Raw genomic sequence first — 26,757 nt, 5'->3', positions numbered from 1 at the left:
CGCCCCGCCGGCCAGCCTGGTGCGGCGCCCGGAACCGGACCAGGCCGCGCCGTGCCCTGGTGCGGCGCACCCATGCTGAGCGATACGTTCTCCGGCCGGACGGCCGTAGCCTCGTGGCCATGGACACCGACCAGGCGCCGCGCCGCGCCAACCCGATCGGGGAGTACCTGCGCGCCCGCCGCGAGCTGATCACTCCCGAGCAGGCCGGCCTCCTGCCCGGTGCGCGCCGCCGGGTGCCGGGGCTCCGGCGCGAGGAGGTCGCGCTGCTCGCCGGGGTGAGCGCCGACTACTACATGCGGCTGGAGCAGGGCCGGGAACGCAACCCCTCGCAGCAGATCGTCGACGCCCTGGCCCGCGCCCTGCAGTTGGACGAGGACGGCGTGCGGCACCTGTCCCGGATCGCCCGGCCCACCGCGGGTCGCAGCCACCGGCACCGCCCCGAACGGCTGCCGCCCGCACTGCACCGGCTGCTCGACACCTGGGCGGACACGCCCGCCCTCGTGCTGGGCCGGACCCTGGACGTGCTGGCCCTCAACCCGCTCGCGGGCGCCCTGTACGGCGGCTTCACGCGGGTGGACAACCTGGTGCGGATGACCTTCCTCGACCCGGCCGCCCACTCCTTCCACCGGGACTGGCCGCGCGCGGCACGGGCCTCGGTCGCGGCGCTGCGGCACGCGGCCGGCCGCGACCAGGACCACCCCGGCCTCGCCGCACTGGTCGGCGAACTCTCGCTCGCCTCACCCGAGTTCGCCACGCTCTGGGCGGACCACGACGTCCGGCGCAAGACCGCCGAGTCCAAGCTCTTCCACCACCCGCAGGTCGGCGACCTCGACCTGGACTACGAGACCTTCCGGGTCAACAGCGCCCCCGGCCTGCAACTCGTCGTCTACCAGGCCGAACCCGGCAGCCCCTCGGCGGACGGCCTCGCCCTCCTCTCCTCCCTCGCGGCCCACCCCGTGTCGGAGCCGAGTGGCACCGCGCACCCGCGCTGATTCCCGGACACGCCCGGCGCACCGGTCCGCCCCGCGCTGGTCCGCCCCGCGGCGGTCGGAGCCCGGCGCGCTCGGCCCGGCCGGAGTTCGAGCACCAGCACGTCGTGCGGCATCGCCCCGTCCCAGGGCGCGGCGGCCCCCACCCGGCGGTAGCCCGGGCCGGCTGTTTCCGGGCGGGGCGGCCGGCTCAGGCCCGTGTGCGGGCCTCGGCGAGGTCGGTGGCCGCCTGGCGGAGGCGCTGGAGGCGGTACTCCGAGTCGGCGAACCGGTCGGCGAGCAGGTGGTGGGCCCGGTCGAGGTCGCCGTCCAGGAGCTCGGCCAGGGCCACCAGCCAGGCGGCGTCCTCGGGGTAGCGGGCGGCCAGGTGCTGCTGGACCTGCGCCATTCCGGACTCGGCGAGCACCGGGCGCAGTTCGTCGGTCAGCGGGGCGAGCCAGTGCGCGCGCAGGGTGTAGCCGTCGCGGTCGGCGAAGGTCGGGGCGAGTGCGGCGGCCAGCCGGCCCGGGAGCTCCGGGCAGGCGGGCTCCAGCGCGGGGTGGTCCTTGCGGAACTCGTCCCGGTCGACCTCGATCCCGGCGAGGGCCTGCGGCAGGACGGGACGGGCGTCCCAGCCCTCTCCCGCCAGCCGGAAGACCTCCCGCAGCAGGTCGTAGGAGAGTCCGGTGGACTCCGCCAGCAGGACGGCGTCGTAGAGGTCCTTGCCCTGCGGATGGTTGTCCGACACCAGCCAGAGGATCTTCCAGGCGAGCGAGAGTTCGCGGCTCGCGACGGACAACGGGCCGTCGACGCCGGGGAGTTCGGCGGTCTCGGGAGGGGCCGGGAGGTGCTCGGTGAAGACGAAGTCGAGCTGGACGGTGCCGCCGGGCAGGCCGGGGGCGCTCCAGGGCAGCACCAGGCGGCGGCCGGGCACCCGGCTGTACGTCCAGATCTCGTCGGAGGCGGCCTGGTCCGCGTGCAGCCGGACGCGGCCGGAGAGCCGCTCCGCCCCCGCCGCGACGGCGTCGATCATCAGCTGGGTGCGGTCGTCCTCCAGCTCCCAGTCCTCGGGGCGGACCACGAAGTCGAGGTCGCCCGGCTCCCGGGCGGCCTCGCCGTACCAGGCCTTCAGCAGGACGCTGCCGCGCAGCACCAGGTGCGCCGCCCAGGGGGACCCGGCGACGGCGGAGAGCACGGTGTCGAGTGCCTCGCGGCGGGCCAGCAGCCAGCGTTCGGCGACCTGCGGGTCGGCGAAGGCGGGCTCGCTGGGCCGCAGCGCCCGGGAGTAGCCGGCCAGGGCCGGGTCGAAGACGGGCTGCTGGGTGACCGCGTCGTCGTCGATCGGGCGGATGGCGCGCGGCAGGTCGAGCAGTTCGCGGACCTCCTCGGTGGGGGGCCGGCGGGGCAGGACGACCTCCTCCCAGGGCCCGTAGTCGAGTCCGTCCCAGTCGGCGGCCGCGCTCCCGGCGGCTCCTGGGGTTCCGGTGCGGTCGGACGGGTCGGTCCGGTCGTCGGTCATCGGTGGGTTCCCTCCCGGTGGTGGTGAACGGTGCCGGGTGCGGCGGCCGGTGCGGCCTCCTCGATCCACCCGGCGTCGAGCGTCTCGTCGCTGTCCAGTGCCACGAACTCCCGCTCGGCCGAGGCGATCCGGCGGCCGTCGGCGGTCAGGTCCGCGAGCAGGGCGTCCAGCCGGTGGCCGGCCGTGGCGAGGCCGACCAGGCGGCAGCGCTGCGTGACGAACCGTTCGCGCAGGCCGTCGGGCCGCACCCGGCGGGCGTTGCGGGACAGGTGGGCGCCGTGCCGGACGGCCAGCTCCGCCAGGCCCGCGGTCCGCTCCGAGGGGCCCAGCAGCAGCTTGACGTGGTGTTCGAAGTACCGCTCCGGGCCGAGCCGCACGGCGTCGGCGTCCGTCTGCGGGACGCCTTCGGCCCAGGGGACCGCCTCGATCTTCACCCGCAGGACGGTGAACCCGGCGCCCGCCATCCGCCGCGCGGTGCCGCGGGTGGCGGCGGCCACCTCGCCGTAGGTGCCGGAGCGGCGGAGGGTGAGCATCGGCTGGGAGACGGCCGCGGTGCCGCGGTCCAGCAGGATGTGCGTGTACTTGACGCCCTGCTCGGCGGCCCAGCCGGCGAGCGCGTCGGCGTCGTCGGCCCCGACGGTCAGGTGGACCTCGAAGTCGCCGCGGAGCGCCGGGCCGCGGTCACCGTCGAGGCCGTGGCCGTGGTCCACGCCCCGGTCGACGCCCCGGTCGACGCCCCGGTCGACGGACGGGTCGGCGGACGGCCCGGCGTCGGCGGAGCCGTGGTCGGCGGAGCGGCGGAGCAGGTCAGGACGGGTGGCGAGCATGCGTGCATGATGCCGGTCGCCACCGACAACCGGTCCCCCACCCCCTCCTCGGCCCCCGGGTTCAGGCCTCCCGGCGACGGCGCAGGCCCTCGCCGCGCAGCGCCCCGCGCAGCTGGCCCAGCTTGGTGAAGCGTTCGCGGTTGGCCGCCGAGGCCCGGTCGAGCTCCTCCATCAGCCGCCTGGTCCGGTGCTCCAGGTCGAGTTCGTCGAGGATCCGGTCGACCTCGGCGAGCAGGGACCCGTGCAGCTGCCAGGCCTTCGGGTGCTCCTGCACGCCGCGCAGCAGCATCTGGGCGACGTTCTCCCGGCTGGCCCACGCGGCGGAGAGTTCGGCGGCCAGCCGGGCCTCGGCCTCCTCGGCGTTGCGGCTGACCTGACTCGCCACCAGGACGGAGAAGCTGACCAGGGCGCCGCCGATGTGGGCCAGGAGTTCTTCCAGTGCCAGTGCGACGTCGGGCGGGAACAGGGCCTCCTCGCCGTCCCGGCGTTTGGCCAGGTCGGTCAGCGAGCGGGCCAGCACCCGGACGACCACGACGCAGATCTCCAGGGTGTCCAGTCCGGTCCGCAGGACGATTCTGGAGAGCAGCCCCTCGCTGATCCTGGGGTTCAGCCGCAGGCTGTCCTCGGCCTGCCGCAGGGCCGCGTCGACCTCGGCGATGGCCTGGTCGAGGGCGCGTGCCTCGTGCAGCCGGGCGGCGGCGCGCTCGACCCGGGTGGGGCCGCTCAGCTCCTCGGCGATCCGCAGCAGCAGGTGGCGGGCGCGGCGGGCGAGGTCCTCGATGGATTCCCCGGCGGTGTCCACCCAGACCGGCGGGGCGAAGACCAGGTTGAACAGCAGGCCCACGCCGGCACCGATCAGGGTCTCCAACACGCGGTCCCAGGCCTGGGTGGCGAGCCGGGTGACGCCGAGGACCAGCATCGCGCTGATCGCCACCTCGTTGACGAACTCGTCGACCCGGACGAACTGGCCGACGGTCAGCGAGGCCAGGATGATCAGGCCGAGGCTCCACCAGGACAGGCCCATCACGGAGCTGAAGCCGATCGCGATCACCACGCCCACCACGACCGAGTTCACCCGGCGGATGCTGGTCGTCAGGGTCGAGTACAGGGTGACCTGGACGACCAGCAGCGCGGTCAGCGGCGCCGTCAGCGGGGCCGGTTCGGCGCTCAGTTGCAGGGCCACGGCGTAGGCGATGGTGGACGCCAGGGTCGCCCGGACGGTCAGGACGACGACCGGGTCCTTCAGGCGCCGCCGTAGCTTCTCGGTCACCGATTCGACTGCTTCGCTCATGCCGGACATCCCTGACGTCTTCCCCCGTCCCGGCCGGCGCACCGGCGGAATCCGATCTGGCACCCGGATGCGCCCCGGCACCGCCGCCGGGCGGCGGCCGCGGCGGGCGGCGTCAGCGGGGCACGGTCCACCGGCCCGGGGGGCGGGGGGTGCTGCTCACGGGTCGTCATGGGACGGGCATACCGGGACAGCGGCCCGCCCGCCCGCGAGGTGGCTATCGTGGGGGGCATGTCCACCCTTGTGGAGCTGCCCGAGCAGCTGGAGGAAGCGTTCCGCACCCCACCGCCGCGGCGCGCCGCGCGCGGCGCACGGAAGGCCGCCCGGTGACGGGTCCGCGGTACGAGGCGCGGTTCTCGGGTGAGGTCGCGCGCGCCGTACGGGCCCTGGGGGACGAGGACCGCGCGGCGCTGCGGGACGCGGTGGCCCGGGCGGAGGCCGACCCGTGGGCGTGGCCACAGGCGGACCGCTACGACCTCGACGACACGGTGCGGGTGGTGACCACCGGGCGGGCGATGCTGCACTACGCGGTCCTGCCGGAGCCGCCGCACCTGTGGGTGTTCGCCCTCACCGCGCTGTAGGCGCGCCGGCGTCCCGGTCGGGCCGGTCCGCGGCGCGGGCGGGCCGGCTGGAAGACTGACGGCATGGACACCCGGGCGACGGAGAGCGGCACAGGGATGCACTCGGCGGCGGGCGGGCCGCCGGCGCCGGCCGCCGGCTGGGTGCTGCGGGCCGCGGTGGTGGCGGACGTCGAGGAGATCGCGGAGCTGCGGGCCGAGGTGATGCGGGCCGACCTGGAACGTCTCGGGCGCTACGACGAGCAGCGGGTGCGGCAGCGGCTGCGGGACTCCTTCTCGCCGCGGTACACGTCGGTCGTCGAGGTCGACGGCGAGCTCGCCGGGTGCGTCACCGTCCGGCCGGTCGAGGGCCGGTACTGGCTGGAGCACTTCTACCTGGCGACGCACCGTCAGGGGAACGGGCTCGGGTCCGCCGTGCTGCACGCGGTGCTGGCGCGGACGGACGCGCGGGGCACGGCGGTGGCCCTGCACGTCCTTCAGGGCAGCGCCGCCCGCCGGCTCTACGAGCGGCACGGGTTCACCGTCCAGGCCCAGGACCCGGTCGACGTCCTGCTGGTGCGCCCTCCGGGCGGGGCCGCGGTCGGCTAGGTTCGGGGCATGACGACTGCCCTCACCGGAACGGTCACCGACGTCCGCGTGGGCGTGCTGCTCAGGGGCTGGCGCGAGCGCCGGCGGATCAGCCAGCTGGAGCTGGCCCTGCGGGCGGACAGCTCCGCCCGGCACATCAGCTTCGTCGAGACCGGCCGGGCGCGGCCCAGCCGGGCCATGGTGCTGAAGCTGGCCGAACACCTGGACGTCCCGGTCCGGGACCGCAACACCCTGCTGGTCGCGGCCGGTTACGCGCCCGCGTTCGCCGAGACCCCGCTGCGGGACCCGGCCATGGGGGCGCTGCGCACCGGGCTGGAGCGGCTGCTGACGGCGCACGAGCCGCACCCCGCCCTGGTCATGGACGGCACCTACGACATCCTCGCCGCCAACCGCGGCGTCGGCCTGCTGCTCGGCGGCGTCGCCGAGCACCTGCTGCACACCCCGCCGAACGCCGTCCGGCTCACCCTGCACCCGCAGGGGCTGGCCCCGCGCATCCACAACCTGCCCGAATGGCGCGCCCACCTGCTGGAGCGCGTACGGGGACAGATCGCGATGCGCTCCAGCGACGCCCTGCGGCGGCTGTACCAGGAGGTCAGCGCGTACCCGGAGCCCGACCGGCCGGCGACCACCGGCCCGCAGGCCGCCGCGGGGGCCGCCCCGTTCCCGGCCGAGCTGTACCCCTACGCGCTGCCGCTGCGGATCGAGGTGGACGGGCGGCTGCTGTCGTTCGTCTCCACCGTCACCACCTTCAACAGCCCCATGGACGTGACCGTCTCGGAGCTGGCGATGGAGACCTTCCTGCCCGCCGACCCGGCGACGGCCGAGGCGCTGCGCGCGCTCGCCCCGGCCTCACCGTAGGCAGTTGCGGTCAGGCTCCGGGGAGACGGTCCAGGAAGCCGCCAACGGTACGGACCCGGCCGTCCGGGGCGAGGGTGACGACGTCGGATCCGGCCACCGGCGCCGAGCCGTCGGCCCGGGAGACCAGTTCCCAGCCGAAGCGCACCAGGTCGTGGTGGGCGTCGGTGCCGCCGGTCTGCCGGAACTCGAAGCCGGGGAACTGCCGGTGCGTGCCGGCGATCAGGGCGGTCAGCGCCTCGTGCCCGCGGACCTGGGCCAGCGGGTCGGTGTAGGCGGCGTCCTCGGTGAAGGCCTCGGCCACCGCCCCGGCCAGGTCGTCGGCGTGCTCGGCGTTCCAGGCGGCGAAGTAGCGCCGGACGGCCTCGTCGTGTGCGGACACGGTGGTCCCTCTCGTCGGTGGGGCGGTCGGTCGGGCACGGACGCGGGCCGGGTGGCCCGCCCTGTAGTGCTCCGCCGACCCCTACGATCCCGGAGCGCCGCCGGCGGGTCGATGACCTCCGAGGTCATCGACCTCGGGGATCAGGTGCGGTAGACGGACCCGACGTTGTCGACGGCCGGACGGGCGGTGCCGACCGGACCGGTGGCGAAGGCCAGCAGCACGTTCTCGGTGACCCGGCGGGTGAACGCCCCGGCGGCGGCGTCCAGTCCGTGGTTGCCGCCGCCGCCCGGTCCCTGCGCGTCCAGCGCCTCCACCCACCGCATGGTGCCGCTGGCGAACACCGCGGCGCCGCCCGGCAGCGTGCAGTACGCGCTGTCCGCGAAGTCGGGCCGTCCCGCACAGAGCACCGGGGAGTGCGCCAGCACCTCGACCGGCCGCGGGGTGGGGAAGGCCGGGTCCACCCGGTCGTACTCGACCCCGACCAGATGGGCGAAACCGTCGCCCGCCCGGACGCCGGTGCCCTCGTACACCCAGTGGCCGGGGTCGGTCACCACGAAGGGGGCGTCCACCGGGTAGCCGCCGTAGAGCACGCCCAGCAGGGAGCTCTCCGGGTCGCTGCCGGGCTCCAGCCGGAAGTCCGTGGTCGCGGGCAGGCCCGCGGCGAAGCCCGGATCCAGCCGGTAGTCGTCCTTGTAGCAGACCATCACCCGGTCCGGCCCGAGCGGTGAGGGCTCGTACCGCACCCGCCGGTAGCAGCAGTTGGCGCCCAGCACCGCCAGGTTGGTCCCGGCGTCGCGGGCCGCCGTCACCCGCCGGCGCTGCTCCACCGACCAGTACTCGTCGTGGCCCGGCGACAGCACGCACCGCGCGCCTTCCAGCAGGCCCGGGTCGCGGGCGAGGTCCGCGCCGGTGGCGTAGGCCAGCGGCAGGCCGAGCCGCTCGGCCAGGGCGATCAGCGGTGCCTCGTAGACCAGGAACAGGCCGGCGCCGTGGGCGTACGCGTACGGCCGGTCGAAGGTCACCTCCAGCGAGCGCGTCGCCCGGCCGCCGGTCGGCCCGTTGTACAGGCTGTGGCCGCCCCAGAGGTTGTAGGCCTGCCAGGTGGCGACGGCGTTCACCAGGACGGTGCGCCCGGCGGCGGTGCGGGAGCGGACCGTCACCGGTACGTAGCGCTGCCCGCCGCCCTCGGCGTCCAGGCGCAGCAGGTAACTGCCCTCGGGCCAGCCCGCGGTGTCGACCGTGGTGGTGCGACGCCAGTCGGTGCGGACGGCCCGGGTGTCGGGGTCGACGGTGGGGGCGGGCTGTCCGGCTCCGGGCAGCCGGTCGGAGCGCCAGAGCAGCCGCGCGCGGTCTCCGCCGTACCAGCCCATCCGGTACGCGGAGACGGTGAACGCCGGTGCGGTGGTGGAGACGTACAGGCCGAAGGGCTCGCCGGGCAGGACGGCGGCCCGGTCCGCGAAGCCCTCGACGGCGTCCGCCGGGCCCGGGTCGGTGATCCGCCAGTCGGCGTTGCCGGGCCTGGCGTTCTCGACCCTGGTGTCCAGCGGCCCGGCACCGTCCGTCCGGGGGCGGTCGGTCACCGCGGCAGCCTGGCCCGTGTCGGCCTCGGCCGCGGCGGCGGCCAGCGCGGTCACCGCCAGTCCGATGAAGGCCCGCCGTCCCGGCTCCGCCGCACCCGTGGTGTCCCGCTGTGCCAAGGCCGCCCCCTCGTCTCCGCCGTCCGTCACCGGCCCCCATGGTCGCGGCCGGCCCCGCGGGCGGCGGGCAGGCGCACCCGCGGGGGCCCCGGTTTCACGCGCCTGCCCCGCCCGAGGCGGGCCGCCCGGCGGCGGCCGCGCGGGACCGTGTGCCACCGCCCGGGGGCGGCCGCGGCGGCCTATGCTGCTGCCGGAAAACTTCTGCGAGAAATCTCCCGGCGGGTGTCGAAATCGCGCGCCGTGCTTCTACCTGTCAGTGAGAGCGCCCGAGCGGAGGGCGCCGGAGGACGAGGAGCAGGACATGAAGTACATGCTGCTGATGCAGTTCAGCGCCGCGGCGGCGGACTTCCCGGCGATCGACACCTGGACGCCGGAGGAGATCCGGGCACACGTCGGGTTCATGCAGGACACCAACGCCAAGCTCTCCGCCGCCGGGGAACTGGTCGACGCGCAGGGCCTGGCGATGCCGGACTCCGCGAGGATCGTCCGCTCGCACGGCGGCGGCGCACCCGTGGTCACCGAGGGCCCGTTCCCGGAGACCAAGGAGTGGCTGGCCGGCTGGTGGATCGTCGACTGCGACACCGCCGAGCGGGCGCTGGAGATCGCCGCCGCGGTCTCGGCCGCGCCCGGCCCCGGCGGCGCGCCGCTCGGCATGCCGATCGAGGTGCGCCGGGTGATGTCGGCGCCGACCGAGGAGCTGTGAGCGCTGACTGACCGGGCCGCACCCGTGGAGGACCTGCTGCGCGTTCTCGCGCCGCAGGTCCTCGGCGTGCTCACCCGGCGGTTCGGGGACTTCGCCGCCGCCGAGGACGCCGTCCAGGAGGCCCTGCTCGCGGCCGCCGTGCAGTGGCCCGAGGAGGGCCGGCCGGACAACCCGCGCGGGTGGCTGATCCAGGTCGCCCAGCGCCGGATGACCGAGGAGGTGCGCAGCGAGCAGGCCCGGCGCCGCCGCGAGGACCGGGTGGCGCGGGAGGAGCCGGCCGACCGCCGGTCGGCGCCGGCGGCGGACACCGCGGACGCGACCGGCCGGGACGACACGCTGACCCTGCTCTTCCTGTGCTGCCATCCCGCGCTCTCCCCGCCCTCGTCGCTCGCCCTGACCCTGCGGTCGGTGGGCGGACTGACCACGGCGGAGATCGCCCGGGCGTTCATGGTCCCCGAGGCGACCATGGGGCAGCGGATCAGCCGGGCCAAGCAGCGCGTGAAGGCCTCCGGGGTGCCGTTCCGGTTGCCGGAGGGCGACGGCTGGGCGCAGCGGCTGGACGCGGTGCTGCACGTCCTCTACCTGATCTTCAACGAGGGCTACGCCACCGGCGCGGGCGACGACCTCCAGCGGGTCGAGCTGTCGCGGGAGGCGATCCGGCTGGCCCGCGCCGTCCATGCGGAACTGCCGGACGACAGCGAGGTGACCGGCCTGCTCGCCCTGATGCTGCTGACCCACGCGCGCAGCGCCGCCCGCACCGGACCGGCCGGCGAGCTGGTCCCGCTCGCCGAGCAGGACCGTCGCCGGTGGGACGCCGCGGCCATCGCCGAGGGCGTCGCGCTGATCACCGCGGCGCTGCCCGCGGGGCCGGTGGGGCCGTACCAGGTGCAGGCCGCGATCGCCGCCGTCCACGACGAGGCCGCCACCGCGGCGGAGACCGACTGGCCGCAGATCCTCGCGCTGTACGGGGTGCTGGAACGGCTCTCCGAGAGCCCGGTGGTCGCGCTCAACCGGGTCGTCGCCACCGCGATGGTGCACGGCCCCGAGGCCGGGCTGGCCGCGCTGGACGCCGTCGGCCGGGACCCGCGGCTGACGGGCCACCACCGGGTGACCGTGGTCCGCGCCCACCTGCTGGAGATGGCGGGCGACCGCCGGGCCGCCGCGGAGCTGTTCCGCGCGGCGTCCCGGGCCACCGCCAGCCTCCCCGAGCGGCACCATCTCGCCATCCGCGCCGCCCGGTTGACGGAGCCCGGGGCACCGCCGGACTGACCGCCGCCCGCCCTCGCCCGCACCGGTGCGCCCGATCCCGGTGGCGTCCGCCCGATCCCGGTGGCGCACCCGGCCCCGCCCGGCGTACGCTCGGGTCACCGGCCTGCGTGTCAACTCCGCGGCCCAGCACCTTCCCTCACCGCGCCACGGCCGTTCCCGCCGTGCCCGCGCTCCGCCGAACGAAAGCACCCCGCGATGCGACCTTCGCTGTTCACCGTCGACCTGCCCGGCCCCGGGCGGCTGAGCACCATGGCCAAGCCGCGCGGCGCGGACTGGCTGGAGGACGAGATGGCCGCGCTGCGCGCCCACGGCGTCGACGTCCTGGTGTGCGCGCTCACCCGGCCCGAACGCGAGGAACTCGGTCTCACCACCGAGCCGTTGACCGCGGTGGCCGCCGGCCTGCGGTACGTCGCGCTCCCGATCCCCGACCGCTCGGTGCCCGACCCTGCCGCCGTCCTGCCCACCCTGCACGACCTCGCCGGGGAGCTGCGGTCCGGCGCCCACGTCGTCACCCACTGCCGGTACGGCATCGGCCGGGCGTCCCTGCTCGCCGCCGCACTGCTCGTCATCAACGGCATCGACCCCGACGCCGCGTGGAACCGGCTCGAACGGGCCCGCGGACTGGCCGTCCCGGACACCGCGGAGCAACGGGCGTGGACCACCCGGGCCCTGCTGCGCGCCGACGCGGTCCGTGCGACGCCGCGGGGGGCCGCGGCTCAGACGACCAGCTCGTAGATGCTCTTGGCGGTCAGCCACAGGCCGAGGGACAGGCAGAGCATGACGATCAGCTGGTCCTGGTGGCCGTCCAGCCAGGAACGCAGGCCGTCGAGCCTGGCCCGGGCGGCCTCGGGAGCACGGACCGTGTAGACCTCCATGACCACCAGGCTGAGCGTGGCGAGCAGGCAGTAGCCGATCAGGGCCAGCCGGCTCGCCAGCGTGGAGAGGTCGGCGTCGAGGGCCGTGGCGGCGCCGGCGCCGACCATCGCCCACGGCTGGAGCAGGAAGGCGAGCCCGCCGGCCGCCCAGAGCGAGGCGCGGTCGATCCTGGCCATCCACTTCGGCGGCCGGTGCGGGCGCGCGGGCCGGTGTCGGCGGCGCGCGCCGAAGAGGAACAGCAGGACGCCGAGGGCGAGTTTGACGGCCACCGCGGCCGTCGAGGGGGCGGAGTGGCGGGCCGGCGGCACACCGCCGGTCAGCAGCTCCACGCAGATGACCACCAGGACGAGGTTGGCGAACCAGGCCAGCAGGAAGGCGATTCCCTTGCGCGCTCCGTTGTCGGAGGAGAGCAGCAGGATGAAGGCGCTGTTGTGGAGCGGCCCGAGGGTGATCGCGGTGCCGATCAGAAGGAGGTCGAGGACCATCGCCGGTGCGGCTCCCCCGGGTCGGCGGCCGGCGCCGCCTCGGCGGGCGGCCGGCGGGGCGGACGGTGTGCCGCGGCGCCCGGTGCGCCGCGCCCCGACTCTGGTCGGCCCGCCCCGGGGAGTCAAGGAAGCCACGGTGCGCGTCCCCCGATCGGCGGCCCCGCCCGCCCCCGCGCGGGGCCGGCTGCGGCTGCCCGAGGAGCTCGGGCCACGGCCGGGGCGGGCCCGGGGGCCGCGCGGCCGGTGTCGTTCGCGGGCGTGCGACGATGCCTGTCGGGGAGGTGGGGACGATGGAGCTCGGTTCGGAGTTCTGCCGGGAGGTGGCCGGTCGCGATCCGCTGGGGGCGGACGCCGTGCTCGCCCGGCTGCCGGAGCTGAACGCCGGCGGGGACGTGGCGGCGCTGGCCCGGGAGCTCGACGCGCTGGTGGCCGGCGGCCGGCCGGGCCGGCAGGTGGACGTCCGGGACCGGCTGGCGGTGCTGCGCGACCTCGGCATGTTCCTCGGGTCGCTGCGGCGGCACGGTGTCGAGCCGCTGGACGCGGTGCCCGGGGCCGGACCGGTGCTGCTGGAACTCGGGGCTGCGGTGGGCATGGTGCCGCGGGACACGGTGCTGCACTACGGGGTGTGGAACCCGGCCGGTCCGCGCCGCCGGATGTTCACGGGCGCGGCGGAGGAGGGCGTGCTGATCGACGCCGTCCGGGTGAGTGCGCCCGCCGTCGAGCGGGCGGCCCTGGCGCTGGCCGGGCTGGAGGGCCTGAAGCCGGACGAGCCCGCGTTCGCCGACGGCTGCGAGGAGGCCGCGGCGCGGCTGGCGGTCCTGCCGGAGGTGGCCGCCCGGGTGGCCGGGTCGGTGGACCCGGCCACCTTCTTCATGAGCCGCCTGCGCCCGTACATGGAGGACGTGCGGGTGGGCGACCGGCGGTACTTCGGGCCCGCCGCCGCCCACGTCCCGCTGTACCTGGTCGACCACCTGCTCTGGTCCGGGGACCGCCCCGATCCCGGACACCTGCTGCTCCAGGAGGAGTTGACCGGCTACGGGCTGCCCGCCTGGGCGGCGCTGCACCGGGAGCGGGCCGGCCGGCCGACCGTGGCGACGGTGCTGGCCCGGGCCCAGGCCGAGGCCGGCCCCCGGCCGGGGGCGGACCTGCGGCGGACGGCGGACGCGGTGGCCGGGCTGCTGCGCTCGCTGCTGGCGTTCCGCGGCCGGCACCTGGGCCTGGTCCGGCGGGCGTACACCGCGGACGCGGGGTACGGGACCGGCAGTGCGGGCGCGGCACCGGAGACCGTCCGGCTGGTGCTGGAGCTCACCCGGCAGCGGGCGCGGCAGCTCCGGGCGCCGGGTGGTGGGGCCGGCGAGCCCACGCGGTGACCATGAAGTTCGGGACGTGAGGGTGGTGCCGGGTCAGTTCGACGGCGGCGGTGACCTCGGCGTCGGTGATCAGGCCGGTGGCGACCAGCCGCGGCCGCATCCGGCCGAGCGTCATGTCGAGGAAGGGTGCGCCGGCCGGCAGCAGCGGCGCGTGGATCCGGGCGCCGACGCCGGTCAGTCCGAGCGAGGCGAGGTCGGCCGGCAGGCGGTGGCCGTAGCCGGCGTCCACGCCGGCCGCGGCGAACGCACCGCGCAGGGCCGCGAGCAGGCGGCCGGCGAGCTCACCGCGGTCGGCCGGCCAGTACCGGGCGACGGCGTCCGCCATCGGGCCCTCGATGTCGAAGTCCTCGACCACCAGCCAGCCGCCCGGGCGCAGCGCCCCGGCCATCCGGCGCAGCACCTCGTCGCGCTGCGGCAGGTGCTCCAGGACGGCCCGGGCGTGCACCAGGTCGAAGTCCCCGCCGGGCAGCGGACCCGCCGTCACGTCGTGGCGCAGCACCCGCAGGCCGGGTTCGGCGGCGTCCGGGAGGAAGCGCGGGTCCAGGTCGATCGCGAGCACCTCCCCGGTGCCGCCGACCTGCCGGGCGAGCCAGCGGGCGACGCTGCCCGCGCCGCAGCCCACCTCCAGGCAGCGCCAGCCGTCGGTGACGCCGAGCGCGGTGATCCGTTCGCGGGTCACCTCGTCGTAGACCTGTTCCAGTGCGGCCAGGCGTTCCCGCTCGCCGTCCCCCACCTGTTCGAACACGTATGCACCCTGCATCGCCGTACCCCCTCCGGAGAGCCGTTCGGGCCGTCCCGCGGCCCCGACGACCCTAACCGGCGGGGGCGGGCCGCCGCGCCTGACCGGGTGGCGGGCGGCGGATGCGGGAGGATGGTCGGATGCTCGATCACCTCTCGATCCAGTGCGCCGACCTGGCCGCCTCGACCGCGTTCTACGACGCCGTCCTGGAGCCGCTCGGCGCCCGCCGACTGATGGACCACGACGGCGCCGTCGGCTACGGCGTCCCGCCGGTGCCGACCCTGTGGCTCGGCCCGCAGACCTCCGGCGAGGGCTTCCGCGAGGCCCACATCGCCCTGCGGGCGCCGGACCGCGCCGCCGTGGTCGCCTTCTTCACCATCGCGACGGCGGCCGGGGCGACGGCCCTGCACCCGCCGCAGGAGTGGCCCGACTACCATCCCGGCTACTTCGCCGCCTTCGTCCGCGACCCGGACGGCAACAACGTCGAGGCGGTCTGCCACCTGACGCCCTGACACCTCCCCGGCGCCCGTGTCCGGGCCCGGACACGGCGCCGCCGGACCGCTCCCGGTGCGGGGGCGGTCCGGCGGCCGTCGGTCGGCTGCGGGTCAGCAGCTCAGGTTGGAGCCCGGGACGGTGCCCAGGATCTGGGTGAAGCTCTGGTAGGAGTTGATCCGGCTCTGCACCTGGGCGGGGTTGCCGCCGTTGCACTCCAGGCTGCCGTTGATGCTCCGGATGGTCTCACCGAAGCCGTAGCCGTTGACCATCGCGTTGTGCGGGGTCATGGTGCCGGGGCCGCTCTGGGTGTTCCAGTACCAGAGGGCGGTCTTCCAGGCCACGGCGGCGTCGGTCTGCACCAGGTTGGGGTTGGCCAGCAGGTTGATGCCGAGTGCGTCGCCGGCGGCCTTGTAGTTGAAGTTCCAGCTCAGCTGGATCGGCCCGCGCCCGTAGTACGCGGCCTGGCCGGCCGGGCAGCCGTAGGGCTGGGTGGTGTCGCAGTAGTGCGGGTAGTTGGCAGTGTTCTGCTCGACCACGTACACCAGGCCGCCGGTCTCGTGGCTGACGTTGGCGAGGAAGGCCGCGGCCTCCTGCTTGCGGACGGTGTCGCTGCCGGTGGCCGCGAACGCGGGGTACGCGCCGAGCGCGGCGGTCAGGCCGCTGTAGGTGTAGAAGGAGTTGCGGCTCGGGAACATCTGGTTGAACTGCGCCTCGCTGACCGGGAATCCGCCCGGGTTGGGGGTCTGGGTCGGGTTCGGCGTGGTCCCGGAGCAGCTGTACGGCTCCCAGTACCAGGTGCTGATCACCGGGTCGTAGCCCGGGTTGTCGTGCGTGGCGCGGTACAGGCCGCCGTTGGTGTACCGGACCACGGTGCCGGTGGTGTAGGTCTGGCCGGCCACCCAGGCGGGGTAGGTGCAGCTGCCGCCGGTGGGGGTCGGGGTCGGGGTGCTGCCGCCGCCACCGCCGCACGCGCCCTGGTCGGCCCAGACGCCGGAGGCACCGCCGGGGGTCTCGTTCTGGGTCCACCACTTGGCGGACCAGTTGTGGCTGTTGTACGACGCGGTGGCGCCGCCGGTGTACACCGCGGACGGGCTCCAGGCGGCCACGCAGGTCGCGGCCGAGGCCGAGGACGGCAGGACGACCGCCAGCGCTATCGCGGCCGCGACGGCCGACAGGAGCGCCAGGAAACGTTGGACTGACACGGGATCACCCCTTCGTGCGGTGGGGGCCGCACGGGATTCGGAGACAGGTCTGCCCCGCGCGGGGGCCCGGGTGGGGTCCGGGCCGACCGCGGTGCGGGCCGGTGCAGGGAGCTGAGGAGGACTCAACCGCGATGGTATAGACCTGTCAAGATGTGAAGGCAATTTCCCACCCGATGCACACGGAACGGGCGGCCCGGCCCCACAACCCGTACGGTGCCCGGGCGTTGCGGCCCCGGGCGGCTTCGGGCGACCGGGCGGCGGAAAACCGTTGGCGGACGCACGGCCGTGGCGGCATGCTGTCCGGATGCTGATCAGGGAAGCCACCTCCGCCGACTGGCCCGCCATCTGGCCGTTCTTCCACCGGATCGTCGCCGCGGGCGAGACGTTCACCTTCCCCACCGACCTGGGCGAGGAGGACGGCGCCGGCTGGTGGCTGCTCCCGGCGCCGAACCGGACGGTGGTCGCCGTCGACGAGGACGGCACGGTGCTCGGCACCGCCAAGATGAACCGGAACCACCAGGGCAACGGCTCGCACATCGCGAGCGCCAGCTACCTGGTCGACCCCGCGCACGGCGGCCGGGGCGTGGGGCGGGCACTGTGCGCGTACACGGTGGAGTGGGCGCGGGCGGCGGGGTTCCGGGCCATGCAGTTCAACGCCGTGGTGGAGACCAACAGGCACGCGGTGCGGCTCTACGAGTCGCTCGGCTTCACCGTGATCGGGACGCTGCCGGAGGGCTTCCGGCACCCGACCGAGGGCTACGTGGGCCTGCACATCATGCACCTGGCGCTGTGACCCGGGACGGCCGCAGGCCGGACTCGTACACCACCTGCCAGTAGACCGCCGCGATCAGGCCGCCGGTCAGGCCGACCACCCCGAGGTGCGTGCCGAACAGGCCGAGCAGCAGCGGCAGCAGGGTGCTGGGCAGTGCCCGGCCGAGCAGCCAGGACCGCTGCGCACCGGTCGCCAGGCCCGCCACGGCGCCGACCGCGAAGTACCCGGCGGCGCTGCCGCACAGCAGCCAGCGGACACCGGTCGGCAGGTCGTCGTGCACGTGCTCGGCGGCGGCGCCCAGCCCCGCGACCAGGGCCGCGACCGCGCCGGTCGCCAGGCAGTGCAGGGCCATCGCGATCCGCGGCGGCAGGCGGCCGGCCCGCAGGTGCGGGACGCCCGCGAAGCCGTACAGCAGGGAGAGCGACCAGATGCCGACCAGCAGCAGGAAGTCGGCCACCCCGAGTGCGCCGACCGCCCGGTCCCAGTGGAGTTCGGAGATCGCCGAGATGACCAGGATGATCCCCTCGCCGAGCACGATGATGACGTAGAGGCCGAGCCGTTCGGCGAGATGGGCCGGTTCGGAGCGGACGGCGTGCAGGCGGCCGGCCTCGTCCGGGGTGATCCGGCGCCGGCGCAGCAGGCGCTCGACCCGGCGGCGACTGTCGGCCATCAGGCGGCTGCCGGACACCGTGAACATGATCAGCAGGTCGAGTGCGAGCCCGGCGGCCCACAGCCAGTACCGGCCCGGGGAGTGCGCCCACAGGGAGACGATCCAGGGCACGATCCCGACGGTGACCTGCGCGACCGGCCAGTCCACCACCACCTGGCCCCGGCCCCAGACGCGGTCGGCCAGCAGCCTCACCAGCACGTAGGCGAGCGCGAAGGCGCGGGCGTGCTCCTCGCGGACGCCCGCCACGGCGGCCATCATCACGGCGAGACCGAACATCGCCGCGAGCATGCTGGGCGTCCGGGTCCGGTCGCCCGCGACGTTGCCGTAGACGGTGAAGCAGGCCCAGGCCGTCCAGAAGGACAGGTACAGCAGCACGTACAGCCCCACGTCGGCGGCGTCCGGGCCGCCGCGCAGCACGTGCGCCAGCTGGCCCACCCCGGCCACGACGACCAGGTCGAAGAAGAGCTCGATCCACGACGCGTGCCGCACCGCGGCTGCGGGCGCGCGATCCTCGGCGGTTCCCATGCCACCGATCATGGGCCAACGGCCGGCCCGGACGGCCCTCCGCGGGCCTCGGCCTGCCGTTCGGCCCGGCAGGGGCCGGCGGGGGCCGGCGGGGCGGCGTCGGGGCGGCGTCGGGGTGCGACATTCCGGGCCGAGGCGGGGCCGGGTGGGGGAGGATCGGCGGATGGGCATGCTGGACGCGGTGGCGGGACGGGTGGCGGGCGGGGCGACCGTGGAGTTCCGGCCGACCGGATCGTCGATGGTGCCGCTGATCCGCAGCCGGCAGCAGGTCGTGGTGGGCCCGGTGGATCCGGCACTGCTGGAGGTCGGGGACATCGTGCTCGCCCGGGTCGCCGGGACGGTGTACCTGCACCTGGTCTCGGCCGTGGATCCGGCGCGGCGGCGGGTGCAGATCAGCAACAACCGTGGCCGGGTGAACGGTTGGACCGGCCACGACCGGGTCTTCGGCATCTGCCTGAGCGTCGGGGGCGCGCCCAGGACGGGCGCGGAGCGCAAGGCCCGGCGCACCGGTCCCCCGCTCCCCCGGCGACCCGGAGCCTGACGGCCGACCGCCCGGCACCCGACGGCTGCCGCGCCCCCGGGCGGGACCGGCGTACCCCAGGAGAGCGTGCACGCACCGATGCGCCGGAAAGGGGGCTGCCCGGGCGGCATGACCTGGGACCGAGCGGTGGAGTGGAGAATTCCGTTCCGGCCGTTACGCACTCCTCACGGAAACGTCATTTCATCATATGTGAACCAACTCTGGAATCTGCTCTGATGGTCCATCATATGCTGTTGCTTTGCCAAGCCTTGACCTAACGTGAGGTTCCAATGGTCCGTCACCGCCCGCCCCTCCCGACCCACCACCTGTCCGCCTACCTGTCCGGCCGCCACCTCTCCCGGGACGTCACCGCCTCGCTGGTGGTCTTCCTGGTCGCCCTCCCGCTGTGCGTGGGAGTGGCCGTCGCCTCCGGGGTCCCGGCCGAACTCGGGCTGGTGACCGGCATCGTCGGCGGCCTGGTGACCGGCGTCCTGCCCGGCAGCAGCCTCCAGGTGTCCGGCCCCGCGGCCGGGCTGACCGTCCTGGTGTACGAGGCCGTCACCGAGTTCGGGCTGCCGGTGCTCGGCGCGATCGTGTTCGCAGCCGGTGTGCTCCAGCTCGCCATGGGCTCCCTGCGGCTCGGCCGGTGGTTCCGCGCCATCTCCCTCTCCGTGGTCCAGGGCATGCTGGCCGGCATCGGCCTGGTCCTGATCGCCGGGCAGCTCTACGCCCTGGCCGGCGCGAAGGCCCCCGGCAGGGGGCCGGCCAACCTCGCCGGGCTGCCCGGCCTCGCCGCCGACACCGCCGGCGACTCCGCCGCCCTGGCGGCCGCGGCCGTGGGCGCCTGCACCGTGCTGGTCCTGGTGCTGTGGCGCCGGATGCCCGCCCGGGCCCGGTTCGTCCCCGCGCCGCTCGCGGCCGTCGCCCTGGCCACCGCCGTCACCGCGCTGGCCGACCTGCCGGTCGGGCGGATCGAGGTGAACGGCCTGCTCGCCGTCGTCCGGCCGCCGGGCACCGGCCAGTTCGCCGAGCTGGCCGGGCCGGGCGTGCTCGGCACGGTGCTCGCCTTCACCCTGATCGCCTCCGCGGAGAGCCTGTTCAGCGCCGCCGCCGTGGACCGGCTGCACTCCGGCCCGCGCACCGACTTCGACAAGGAGCTGATGGCGCAGGGCGCGGGCAACGCGGTCTGCGGCCTGCTGGGCGCGCTGCCGATGACGGCCGTCATCGTGCGCAGCTCGGCCAACGTGCAGGCCGGGGCCAGGACCAAGGCCTCGCGGGTGCTGCACGGCGGGTGGCTGCTGCTGTTCGCGGCCTTCCTGCCCGAGGTGCTGGGGGCGATCCCGGTGGCCGCGCTGGCCGGCGTGCTGGTGCACGCCGGGGCGAAGCTGATCCCGCTGAAGTCGCTGCTGCCGCTGTGGCGTTCGCACCGCGGCGAGGCGCTGGTGCTGGCCGCGACCGCGCTGGCGATCCTGGCCACCAACATGTTCGAGGGGGTGCTGCTGGGGCTGCTGCTGGCGGTGCTGAAGTCCGCCTGGGACACCTCGCACCTGCACACCGAGGTCACCGAACTGCCCGGCGCCGCGATCCTGGTGCGGCTGTCGGGCAACGCGACGTTCCTGCGGCTGCCGCGGCTGCTGGAGACCCTGGAGTCGCTGCCGGTGGGCCGGTCGATCGAGGTCGACCTGACCGGCGTACGGCACCTGGACCACGCCTGCCGGGCGGCCCTCCAGGAGTGGGTGGCCCGGCACAACGCCGACGGCTCCGGGACGGTGCGGCTCTCGGAGCCGGCACCGACACCTGCGTAGGGCGTAGGGCGGCGCGGCGGCGCGGCGGGGCGGGGCGGCGGGGCGTGGCGCGGCGGGCCCGGCCCGGTCTCAGTGCCGGCCGGAGATCCGGTCCGCGATCCGGGCCACCGGGTCGGTGGCCGCCGACCGGCCGCCGGCCTCGCGCCGGTCGGCACCGCGGTAGGCCGCGTACAGGGTGTGCACCCCGAGCCAGCGCAGCGGTTCGGGCTCCCAGCGGCGGACCCGGTGGCCGACCCAGGGCAGGCCGGTGAGCTCGGTGGCGCCGCCCTGGCCGTCGTCCAGCAGGACCAGGTCGCGCAGCGTGCGGCCGGCCAGGTTGGCGGTGGTCACCCCGCTGCCGACATAGCCGCCCGCCCAGCCGAGCCCGGTGGCCCGGTCCAGCTCGACCCCCGCGCACCAGTCGCGCGGCACGCCGAGCACGCCCGACCAGGCGTGCTCGATCCGGGCGCCGGCCGCCGCGGGGAAGAAGCGGACCAGCAAGTCCCGCAGGGCGAGGACGGTGGCCGCCTGGGTCCGCCCGTCGTTGTCGGTCCGGGAGCCGAAGCGGTACGGGACGCCGCGGCCGCCGAGCGCGATCCGGCCGTCGGCGGTGCGCTGCGCGTACATGTAGGCGTGTGCCATGTCGCCGAGCAGGTCGCGGCCGTCCCAGCCGATGGCGTCCCAGACCTCCGGGGGCAGCGGCTCGGTGGCGATCATCGAGGAGTTCATCGGCAGCCAGATCCGCTTCTGACCGGGAACGGACGCGGTGAAGCCCTCGGTGCAGCGCAGCACGTACCGGGCCCGCACGGTGCCGTACGGGGTGATCGCGCGGCCGGCGGCGAGCGCGGTCACCGGGGTGTCCTCGTGGACGGCGACGCCCATCGACTCGACCACCCGGGCCAGCCCGCGCACCAGCTTGGCCGGGTGGATCCGGGCACCGTGCGGCGTCCAGCTGCCGCCGAGGGTCCCGGCCACCCCGATCCGGGCGGCGGACCGGGCCGCGTCCAGCAGCTCGCGGTCCTTCTCGCCGAAGGCCACCTCACGCCGGTGGAAGGCCCGCAGCCGGGCCAGCTGCGCGGGTGTGCGGGCCACCTCCAGCACGCCGCCGGTGTGCACGTCGGCGTCGATGCCCTCGGCGGCGGCCGTCGAGACCACCTCGGCGACGCTCTCGTTCATGGCCCGCTGGAGGTCGGCGGCGGCCTCGTGCCCGTGCAGGGCGGCGTAGCGGTCCCGGCCGGCGATGCCGTTGTAGAGCCAGCCGCCGTTGCGGCCGGAGGCGCCGTAGCCGCAGAAGTGCTGTTCCAGCAGGGTGATCCGCAGGTTCGGGGCGGCCCGCTTGAGGTAGTAGGCCGTCCACAGGCCGGTGTAGCCGCCGCCCACGATGCAGACGTCCGCCAGGGTGTCCCCCGGCAGCGGGTTGCGCGGGGTGGGCACGCCCGACTGCGCGTACCAGAAGGAGACGCCGCCGTTGACGGTGGTCATGGTGGTCCTGTCTGTTGCGGGTGCAGCTGCTCTGCGCGGGACGCTAGTCGGGGCGTCGCGGGGCGGACAACGCGCAACGTGTCAGGAACGGCGGGCGGCGCCGGACGGGGTGTCGGGGCCGCGGGCGCCGCGCCGGCCCGGGCCGTGCCCGGTCAGGCCACGTGGGAGAGCCGGACCACCGACACGTGGTCGAGGTCGAGCGTGAGGGGGGTGTGCCGGCGGTGCCGGCAGGCGTCCGCGGACTGCGCGCGGGTGAGGGCCTGGGCCAGGGCCTCGTCCGCCTCCCCCGCCTCCACGATGAACAGGTGCACGCCCGGGCCGCACGGGCCGGCGTCGGTCATGCCCGCGCCGTGCGGGATCTCCACCCGCCAGCGGTAGACGTGTCCGGGGCGGCGGGCCATGGCCCTGGCCGGGCGGAAGTCCACGGGCCCGTGGGACATGGGGGCGTGGGAACAGGCGGGCGGCTCGGCGAGGCTGGTCTTCGTGGAGGACATCGGACGTGCTTCCTCTCCCGTACGGACGGGACGGGCGTTGCAGCTCGGCCGTGAGTGGGGGTGTGTGCGGGGTGTTCGTGTGGGGTGTTCTTGTGGGGTGTGTTCGAGTGCGGTCCATGTCACAGTATGGGCGGCCAATATGTGCGTCAAGAAAACACGATGCCATTTAAATATTCTTTTCAACGGCACAAAATCCGCATCGCGGTTACGCTCGTCCTATGAGCGACGCTCCCGAACAGACCGCCGTCTCCGCACGCCGACTCCGCACGCGCACCGCCCTGCGGGCGGCCCTCGACCGCTACGGCGCACTCAGCAGGGCCGAGCTCGGCCGCCGTACCGGTCTGTCCCGCAGCGCCGTCAGCAGCGCCGTCGCCGACCTCCTCGCCGAGGGGTCGGTCGACGAGCAGCCCGTCCCGGCCGCCGGACGCGGCCGGCCCACCTCGGTCGTCACCCTCCGCCGCGACACCGGGCTGCTGCTCGCCCTCGACATCGGCCACACCCACATCACCGCCGCCGTCGGCACCGCCCTGGGCGAGGTGCACGGCGAGGCCACCGCCCACCTCGACATCGACGACCACCCGCAGCAGGCCCTCGACACCGCCGCCGACCTCGCCCGCGAGGCGATCCGGCAGGCCGGCGCCGACAGCGCCCGGGTCACCGCTGCCGCCGCCGGCATCCCCGCCGCGATGGACCTGCGCACCAAGGCCGTCCGGGCACCCACCGTGCTGGCGAAGTGGATCGGGCTCGATCCGGCCGCCGAGCTGGGCCGCCGGCTGGGCCTGCCGGTCGTGGTCGCCAACGACGCCGAGATGGGCGCCCGCGGCGAACGCGCGCACGGCGCCGGCCGCGGCATCAACGACCTGGTCTACGTGAAGGCCTCGCACGGCATCGGCAGCGGCCTGGTGCTGGCCGGCCAGGTCTACCGGGGCGCGAGCGGCCTCTCCGGCGAGATCGGGCACATCCAGCTGCCGGGCGCCCCCAACTGGTGCCGGTGCGGCAACCGCGGCTGCCTGGAGACCGTCGTCTCGATCGCCGAGGTCCGCCGGCAGCTCGCCCACGTCCTGGCCAGCGGTACCCCGAACGCACCCGGCACCAGCCTGCCGCCGCTGGCCGAGCTCGGCACCCGCCCGGCCACCGCCCGGGTCATCACGGACGCCGGCCGCACCCTCGGACGGGTCCTCGCCGACCTGGTCAACTGCCTCAACCCGGGGGCGATCATCATCGGCGGCGAGCTCGGCCAGGGGGGCGCGCCGCTGGTCGCCGGGGTCCGCGAATCCATCGACCGCTACGCCCAGCCGGCGGTCGCCGACGCCGTCGAGGTCCGGGTCAGCGCCCTGGGGGTACGGGCCGAACTGCACGGCGCCCTGGTCGCGGCGGCCGAGAGCCGGGCCACGGCCACCGGCCTCGGCTGAGCCCGCGCCCGCCGCTCACCCCACCGGAGCCGCCAGCCGGGCGGCGAGCAGCGCCGGCGCCTCCACCAACGACGGGCCGTACCAGGTCAGGTGCCGCCCGCTGACCAGCGCGGCCGGCGTCCCCGGGAAGGCCTCCGGACCGTCCGTCGCCGTGAAGCGGTACGGCTCGTCCGGCAGCACCACCAGATCCGGCGCGGCCGCCCGGAGCTCCTCGATCGGGACGGCCGGGTAGCGCTCCGGGTGGTCGGCGTACAGCGATCGCACGCCCAGGCGGCACAGCAGGTCACCGGCGAAGGTGTCGCGGCCCAGCACCATCCACGGCCGGCGCCAGATCGGCACCACCGCGCGGCGGGGCGGGCCGGGCGGTGCGCCGGGCGCGGGCCGGGACACCGTCGCCGCCAGGACGTCCGGGTGCCAGGCCCGGGCTGCCTCGTCCAGCCAGGGCGGCCGCGGCAGGCCGCAGGCGCCCGTGAGCAGGCGGTCCAGCGAGCCGAGGGCCTGGTCGAGGGTGCGGATCCCGGTCACCCAGACCGCCAGGCCGGCCGCCCGCAGAGCCGCCAGGTCGGCCGCGCGGTTCTCCTCCTCGTTGGCGATCACCAGGTCGGGGCGCAGCAGGGCGATCCGGGCGGTGTCGGGGTTCTTGGTACCGCCGATCCTGGTCACCTCCAGCCCGGCCGGGTGGGTGCACCAGTCGGTCGCGCCGACCAGCAGCCCGGGGGCGGTCACCGCCACGGCCTCGGTCAACGAGGGCACCAGGGACACCACCCGGCGCACCTCACCGAGGTGCACGGGGGTGCCCAGGTCGTCGGGGACGGTGCGCGGAAGCGGGGCGGTGGCCATGGGGCCACGGTAGCGCTGCCGCCGCGCCGAGGTGACGCGGCGTCAGGGGAGGGGAACCCTGACCCGGAGCTTCCCCCGCCGGACCGGGTCCGTCCGGGCCGGGCGGACCGGGCCCACCGACCGGCCCCGCGGCCGTCACTTCACCGAACCCGCCATCGCGCCCTGGACGAAGTAGCGCTGGAAGGAGAAGAAGACGATCACCGGGACCAGCAGCGACAGGAAGGCTCCGGGCGCGAGCACGTCCAGGTTGCTGCCGAACTGCCTCATCTGGGACTGCAGCAGCACGGTGAGCGGCTGGTTGTCCGTGCCCGCGAAGATCAGCGCCACCAGCATGTCGTTCCAGACCCACAGGAACTGGAAGATGCACAGGGACGCCACCGCGGGAGCGGCCAGCGGCAGCGCCAGGGAGCGGAAGATCCGCCACTCCCCGCAGCCGTCCACCCGGGACGCTTCCAGGATCTCGTGCGGGATCTCCAGGAAGTGACCGCGCATCAGGAAGACGGCGAAGGGCAGCCCGTAGCCGACGTGGAAGAGGACCACCCCGGGGAGGGTGCCGAACAGCCCGATCGCGCCCATCAGTTTGGCCACCGGGATCAACCCGATCTGCACCGGCACCACCAACAGCCCCACGACCGCCAGGAAGAGGGCGTCGCGGCCCGGGAAGTCCAGCCAGGCGAACGCGTACCCGGCCAGGGCGGCGAGGGCGACCGTAAGCAGGGTGGCCGGGACGGCGATCAGAACGGTGTTCCACAGCGCGCGCAGCACGTCGCCGCCGTGCAGCAGGGCGGTGTAGTTGGCCAGGGTGAGGCTGCTCGGCGAAGTGAGCGCCGTCCACCAACCGCTCGTGCTGCTCTGTTGGTTGGAGCGCAGCGAGGAGACGAGCAGGCCCACCGTCGGGGTGAGCCACACCAGGGCCACGACCACGAGGACGGCCTGCACGATCCCGCTGCGGGTGCCGGCGGCCAGCCGGGCCGCCCGGGAGGGGCGTCGCGCGCTGGGGGCGTGGCCCGGGCCGGCCACCGGCCGCCGGGCAGGGGCCCTGGTCGCTACGGATGCTTCGGCCTCGGTCATGTGCCGCTCCTGCGGAATCGTCGGATGTTGAGCACCATGGCCGGCACCACCAGGAGCAGGAGCAGCACACCGAGCGCGCTGCCCAGGCCCTGGTTGTTGCCGCCCCCGAAGGACACCAGCCAGAGCTGGAGCGCCAGGACGTTGGCGTCCTGCTGCACCGGGCCCGGCGCGATGATGTAGACGAGGTCGAAGATCTTCATCACGTTGATCACCATGGTGACGAACACCACGCCGAGGACGGGCGCCAGCAGCGGAACGGTGATCCGGCGGAAGATCTGCCACTCTCCGGCGCCGTCCATCCGGGCAGCCTCCAGCGTCTCGCGTGGGAGGTTGGCCAGGCCCGCACCGATGATCACCATCGCGAACCCGGCCCAGATCCACAGGTAGGCACCGATGATCGCCGGGGTCACCAGGGCCGGGCCCAGCCAGTCGACGCCGTTGTAGGGCTTGGCGAAGTTGGCCGCGGGCAGGACCACCGACGCCCCGGCGGGCGGCGGACCGGCGAAGTGGAAGGAGCCATCCGCGGCCGTCGTGGTGGTGGCCGTCTTCTTGCCCGCGCCGAAGAGCTGCACCTCCACGCCCGGCATGCCGTTCTTGCCCGGACCGGGCCGGCCGGGCTCCCCGCCACCGCCGGGCACGAAGTCGAGGAAGACGACTCCGTCGAGCCCGCCCGCCGAGCCTGACGGTGCGGCCTGCGGCGCCGGCACGGCCGCGGGGCGGGCGGTGGCGGGCAGGGCGGTCGGGGCGATCCCGACCATGGGGAGGAGCAGGCCCGGCCCCTCGACCGGTCCGCTGGCGGCAAGGCGCACCGACCCGTCGGGCTCGGCGGTCGGCGGCGTGTCGGCGCGCGGCCGGGCCCCGGGATAGGAGGCCTGGTGGTCGAAGGTGTCGTGGACGGTGACCGCGACCGCGTTGAGCACGCCTCGGTGCGGGTCCGCGTCGTAGACCAGGCGGAAGATGATGCCGGCGGCCAGGAAGGAGATGGCCATCGGCATGAAGACGAGCAGCTTGAAGGCCGTGGCCCAGCGGATCTTCTCGGTGAGCACCGCGAAGATCAGGCCGACCGCGGTCACCAGTGCGGGCGCGACGACGACCCAGAGGGCGTTGTTGCGCAGTGCGGTGAGGGTGGACCTGTCGGTGACGGCGGCGGTGTAGTTGGCGGCGCCCACGAAGTGGTCGCCGGAGGAGTCGTAGAGGCTGCGGACCACGGAGTACCCGATGGGGTAGACCACGAGGGCGCCCAGCAGCAGCAGGGCGGGGAGGATGAAGGCCAGGGCCAGCGCCCGGCGCCGCCGTTGGGCGGCGCCGGGAACGACGGGCCGGCGGGAGGTCGTCGGCATGGTGAC

General features: G+C 75.3%; 27 protein-coding genes. 13 read left to right on the top strand and 14 right to left on the bottom strand.

Translation table 11 applies throughout. The features are described 5' to 3' along the window. The first annotated feature begins 119 nt into the window (after positions 1–119). Complete coding sequence (locus tag ACIOFR_RS20785; RefSeq protein ID WP_400999306.1) at positions 120–992, top strand: helix-turn-helix domain-containing protein; 873 nt, start codon at positions 120–122, stop codon at positions 990–992. A gap of 187 nt (positions 993–1,179) precedes the next feature. On the opposite strand, the gene ACIOFR_RS20780 is transcribed toward ACIOFR_RS20785, so the two are convergent. The 3 genes from ACIOFR_RS20780 to ACIOFR_RS20770 all read right to left on the bottom strand — a co-directional run bounded on the left by ACIOFR_RS20780 (position 1,180) and on the right by ACIOFR_RS20770 (position 4,605). Then, positions 1,180–2,487: a nucleotidyl transferase AbiEii/AbiGii toxin family protein gene (locus ACIOFR_RS20780; protein ID WP_400999304.1), complete on the bottom strand. Its 1,308-nt coding sequence runs from the start codon at positions 2,485–2,487 to the stop codon at positions 1,180–1,182. Continuing rightward, positions 2,484–3,314, bottom strand: a complete 831-nt coding sequence (locus tag ACIOFR_RS20775; protein WP_400999302.1) for a hypothetical protein — start codon at positions 3,312–3,314, stop codon at positions 2,484–2,486. The genes ACIOFR_RS20780 and ACIOFR_RS20775 overlap by 4 nt, the downstream gene beginning before the upstream one ends. 61 nt (positions 3,315–3,375) lie before the next feature. After that, entirely contained in the window at positions 3,376–4,605 is a 1,230-nt protein-coding gene (locus ACIOFR_RS20770) for an aromatic acid exporter family protein (protein WP_400999300.1), read from the bottom strand. Positions 4,606–4,928: 323 nt separating this feature from the next. On the opposite strand from ACIOFR_RS20770, the gene ACIOFR_RS20765 reads away from it, so the two are divergent. From ACIOFR_RS20765 to ACIOFR_RS20755, 3 genes are all read left to right on the top strand, one after another. Further along, positions 4,929–5,183: a hypothetical protein gene (locus ACIOFR_RS20765; RefSeq protein ID WP_400999298.1), complete on the top strand. Its 255-nt coding sequence runs from the start codon at positions 4,929–4,931 to the stop codon at positions 5,181–5,183. Positions 5,184–5,279: 96 nt separating this feature from the next. Beyond that, entirely contained in the window at positions 5,280–5,768 is a 489-nt protein-coding gene (locus ACIOFR_RS20760; RefSeq protein WP_400999518.1) for a GNAT family N-acetyltransferase, read from the top strand. A 9-nt stretch (positions 5,769–5,777) separates the two neighbouring features. Further along, positions 5,778–6,626 (top strand): helix-turn-helix domain-containing protein, encoded by an 849-nt coding sequence (locus ACIOFR_RS20755; RefSeq protein ID WP_400999296.1) that lies wholly within the window; start codon positions 5,778–5,780, stop codon positions 6,624–6,626. 10 nt (positions 6,627–6,636) lie between these two features. Here the strand turns inward: ACIOFR_RS20755 and ACIOFR_RS20750 are convergent, their stop codons facing one another. Both ACIOFR_RS20750 and ACIOFR_RS20745 read right to left on the bottom strand, forming a co-directional pair. Beyond that, entirely contained in the window at positions 6,637–7,005 is a 369-nt protein-coding gene (locus ACIOFR_RS20750) for a nuclear transport factor 2 family protein (protein ID WP_400999294.1), read from the bottom strand. 140 nt (positions 7,006–7,145) lie between these two features. Then, the gene (locus ACIOFR_RS20745; RefSeq protein WP_400999292.1) at positions 7,146–8,702 is read right to left on the bottom strand and encodes a N,N-dimethylformamidase beta subunit family domain-containing protein; all 1,557 of its coding nucleotides are present in this window, start codon (positions 8,700–8,702) and stop codon (positions 7,146–7,148) included. Between the two features lie 301 nt (positions 8,703–9,003). Here ACIOFR_RS20745 and ACIOFR_RS20740 point away from each other — a divergent pair, with 301 nt between their 5' ends. The 3 genes from ACIOFR_RS20740 (at position 9,004) to ACIOFR_RS20730 (ending at position 11,409) form a co-directional block, all read left to right on the top strand. Further along, complete coding sequence (locus tag ACIOFR_RS20740) at positions 9,004–9,405, top strand: YciI family protein (RefSeq protein WP_400999290.1); 402 nt, start codon at positions 9,004–9,006, stop codon at positions 9,403–9,405. Positions 9,406–9,429: 24 nt separating this feature from the next. Further along, on the top strand, positions 9,430–10,674 hold the full coding sequence (locus ACIOFR_RS20735) for an RNA polymerase sigma factor (protein WP_400999288.1): 1,245 nt from the start codon (positions 9,430–9,432) through the stop codon (positions 10,672–10,674). Positions 10,675–10,869: 195 nt separating this feature from the next. After that, positions 10,870–11,409, top strand: coding sequence for a tyrosine protein phosphatase (locus ACIOFR_RS20730; RefSeq protein ID WP_400999286.1), 540 nt, complete (start codon positions 10,870–10,872; stop codon positions 11,407–11,409). On the opposite strand, the gene ACIOFR_RS20725 is transcribed toward ACIOFR_RS20730, so the two are convergent. After that, on the bottom strand, positions 11,391–12,035 hold the full coding sequence (locus tag ACIOFR_RS20725; RefSeq protein ID WP_400999284.1) for a GAP family protein: 645 nt from the start codon (positions 12,033–12,035) through the stop codon (positions 11,391–11,393). The two genes, ACIOFR_RS20730 and ACIOFR_RS20725, sit on opposite strands and share 19 nt — an antisense overlap. 290 nt (positions 12,036–12,325) lie before the next feature. On the opposite strand from ACIOFR_RS20725, the gene ACIOFR_RS20720 reads away from it, so the two are divergent. Then, complete coding sequence (locus tag ACIOFR_RS20720) at positions 12,326–13,405, top strand: monodechloroaminopyrrolnitrin synthase PrnB family protein (RefSeq protein WP_400999282.1); 1,080 nt, start codon at positions 12,326–12,328, stop codon at positions 13,403–13,405. Here the strand turns inward: ACIOFR_RS20720 and ACIOFR_RS20715 are convergent. Next, on the bottom strand, positions 13,341–14,150 hold the full coding sequence (locus ACIOFR_RS20715) for a class I SAM-dependent methyltransferase (protein ID WP_400999280.1): 810 nt from the start codon (positions 14,148–14,150) through the stop codon (positions 13,341–13,343). The genes ACIOFR_RS20720 and ACIOFR_RS20715 overlap by 65 nt on opposite strands. 134 nt (positions 14,151–14,284) lie before the next feature. On the opposite strand from ACIOFR_RS20715, the gene ACIOFR_RS20710 reads away from it, so the two are divergent. After that, positions 14,285–14,656: a VOC family protein gene (locus ACIOFR_RS20710; RefSeq protein WP_400999278.1), complete on the top strand. Its 372-nt coding sequence runs from the start codon at positions 14,285–14,287 to the stop codon at positions 14,654–14,656. A gap of 93 nt (positions 14,657–14,749) precedes the next feature. Here the strand turns inward: ACIOFR_RS20710 and ACIOFR_RS20705 are convergent, their stop codons facing one another. Further along, positions 14,750–15,841, bottom strand: coding sequence for a glycoside hydrolase family 19 protein (locus ACIOFR_RS20705; protein WP_400999276.1), 1,092 nt, complete (start codon positions 15,839–15,841; stop codon positions 14,750–14,752). A gap of 304 nt (positions 15,842–16,145) precedes the next feature. Between ACIOFR_RS20705 and ACIOFR_RS20700 the strand changes: the two genes are divergently transcribed. After that, entirely contained in the window at positions 16,146–16,634 is a 489-nt protein-coding gene (locus ACIOFR_RS20700; protein WP_400999274.1) for a GNAT family N-acetyltransferase, read from the top strand. Here the strand turns inward: ACIOFR_RS20700 and ACIOFR_RS20695 are convergent. After that, entirely contained in the window at positions 16,615–17,808 is a 1,194-nt protein-coding gene (locus ACIOFR_RS20695) for a low temperature requirement protein A (protein ID WP_400999272.1), read from the bottom strand. The genes ACIOFR_RS20700 and ACIOFR_RS20695 overlap by 20 nt on opposite strands. Positions 17,809–17,971: 163 nt before the next feature. Here ACIOFR_RS20695 and ACIOFR_RS20690 point away from each other — a divergent pair, with 163 nt between their 5' ends. Then, complete coding sequence (locus ACIOFR_RS20690) at positions 17,972–18,349, top strand: S26 family signal peptidase (protein WP_400999270.1); 378 nt, start codon at positions 17,972–17,974, stop codon at positions 18,347–18,349. A gap of 269 nt (positions 18,350–18,618) precedes the next feature. After that, the gene (locus tag ACIOFR_RS20685; RefSeq protein ID WP_400999268.1) at positions 18,619–20,133 is read left to right on the top strand and encodes a SulP family inorganic anion transporter; all 1,515 of its coding nucleotides are present in this window, start codon (positions 18,619–18,621) and stop codon (positions 20,131–20,133) included. A 69-nt stretch (positions 20,134–20,202) separates the two neighbouring features. On the opposite strand, the gene ACIOFR_RS20680 is transcribed toward ACIOFR_RS20685, so the two are convergent. Further along, positions 20,203–21,594: an NAD(P)/FAD-dependent oxidoreductase gene (locus tag ACIOFR_RS20680; protein ID WP_400999266.1), complete on the bottom strand. Its 1,392-nt coding sequence runs from the start codon at positions 21,592–21,594 to the stop codon at positions 20,203–20,205. A 152-nt stretch (positions 21,595–21,746) separates the two neighbouring features. Next, the gene (locus ACIOFR_RS20675) at positions 21,747–22,088 is read right to left on the bottom strand and encodes a hypothetical protein (protein ID WP_400999265.1); all 342 of its coding nucleotides are present in this window, start codon (positions 22,086–22,088) and stop codon (positions 21,747–21,749) included. A 218-nt stretch (positions 22,089–22,306) separates the two neighbouring features. Here ACIOFR_RS20675 and ACIOFR_RS20670 point away from each other — a divergent pair, with 218 nt between their 5' ends. Further along, on the top strand, positions 22,307–23,500 hold the full coding sequence (locus tag ACIOFR_RS20670) for an ROK family transcriptional regulator (protein WP_400999263.1): 1,194 nt from the start codon (positions 22,307–22,309) through the stop codon (positions 23,498–23,500). 15 nt (positions 23,501–23,515) lie between these two features. On the opposite strand, the gene ACIOFR_RS20665 is transcribed toward ACIOFR_RS20670, so the two are convergent. From ACIOFR_RS20665 to ACIOFR_RS20655, 3 genes are all read right to left on the bottom strand, one after another. Further along, on the bottom strand, positions 23,516–24,340 hold the full coding sequence (locus ACIOFR_RS20665) for a helical backbone metal receptor (RefSeq protein WP_400999261.1): 825 nt from the start codon (positions 24,338–24,340) through the stop codon (positions 23,516–23,518). 135 nt (positions 24,341–24,475) lie between these two features. Further along, positions 24,476–25,411, bottom strand: coding sequence for a carbohydrate ABC transporter permease (locus ACIOFR_RS20660; RefSeq protein WP_400999259.1), 936 nt, complete (start codon positions 25,409–25,411; stop codon positions 24,476–24,478). After that, on the bottom strand, positions 25,408–26,751 hold the full coding sequence (locus tag ACIOFR_RS20655; RefSeq protein WP_400999257.1) for a carbohydrate ABC transporter permease: 1,344 nt from the start codon (positions 26,749–26,751) through the stop codon (positions 25,408–25,410). Before ACIOFR_RS20655 ends, ACIOFR_RS20660 begins: the two co-directional genes overlap by 4 nt. Positions 26,752–26,757: the final 6 nt, after the last annotated feature.

It is taken from the genome of Kitasatospora sp. NPDC088346, assembly GCF_044740765.1.
Lineage (GTDB): Bacteria > Actinomycetota > Actinomycetes > Streptomycetales > Streptomycetaceae > Kitasatospora.
This window is presented reverse-complemented; position numbering and strand designations above follow the sequence as displayed.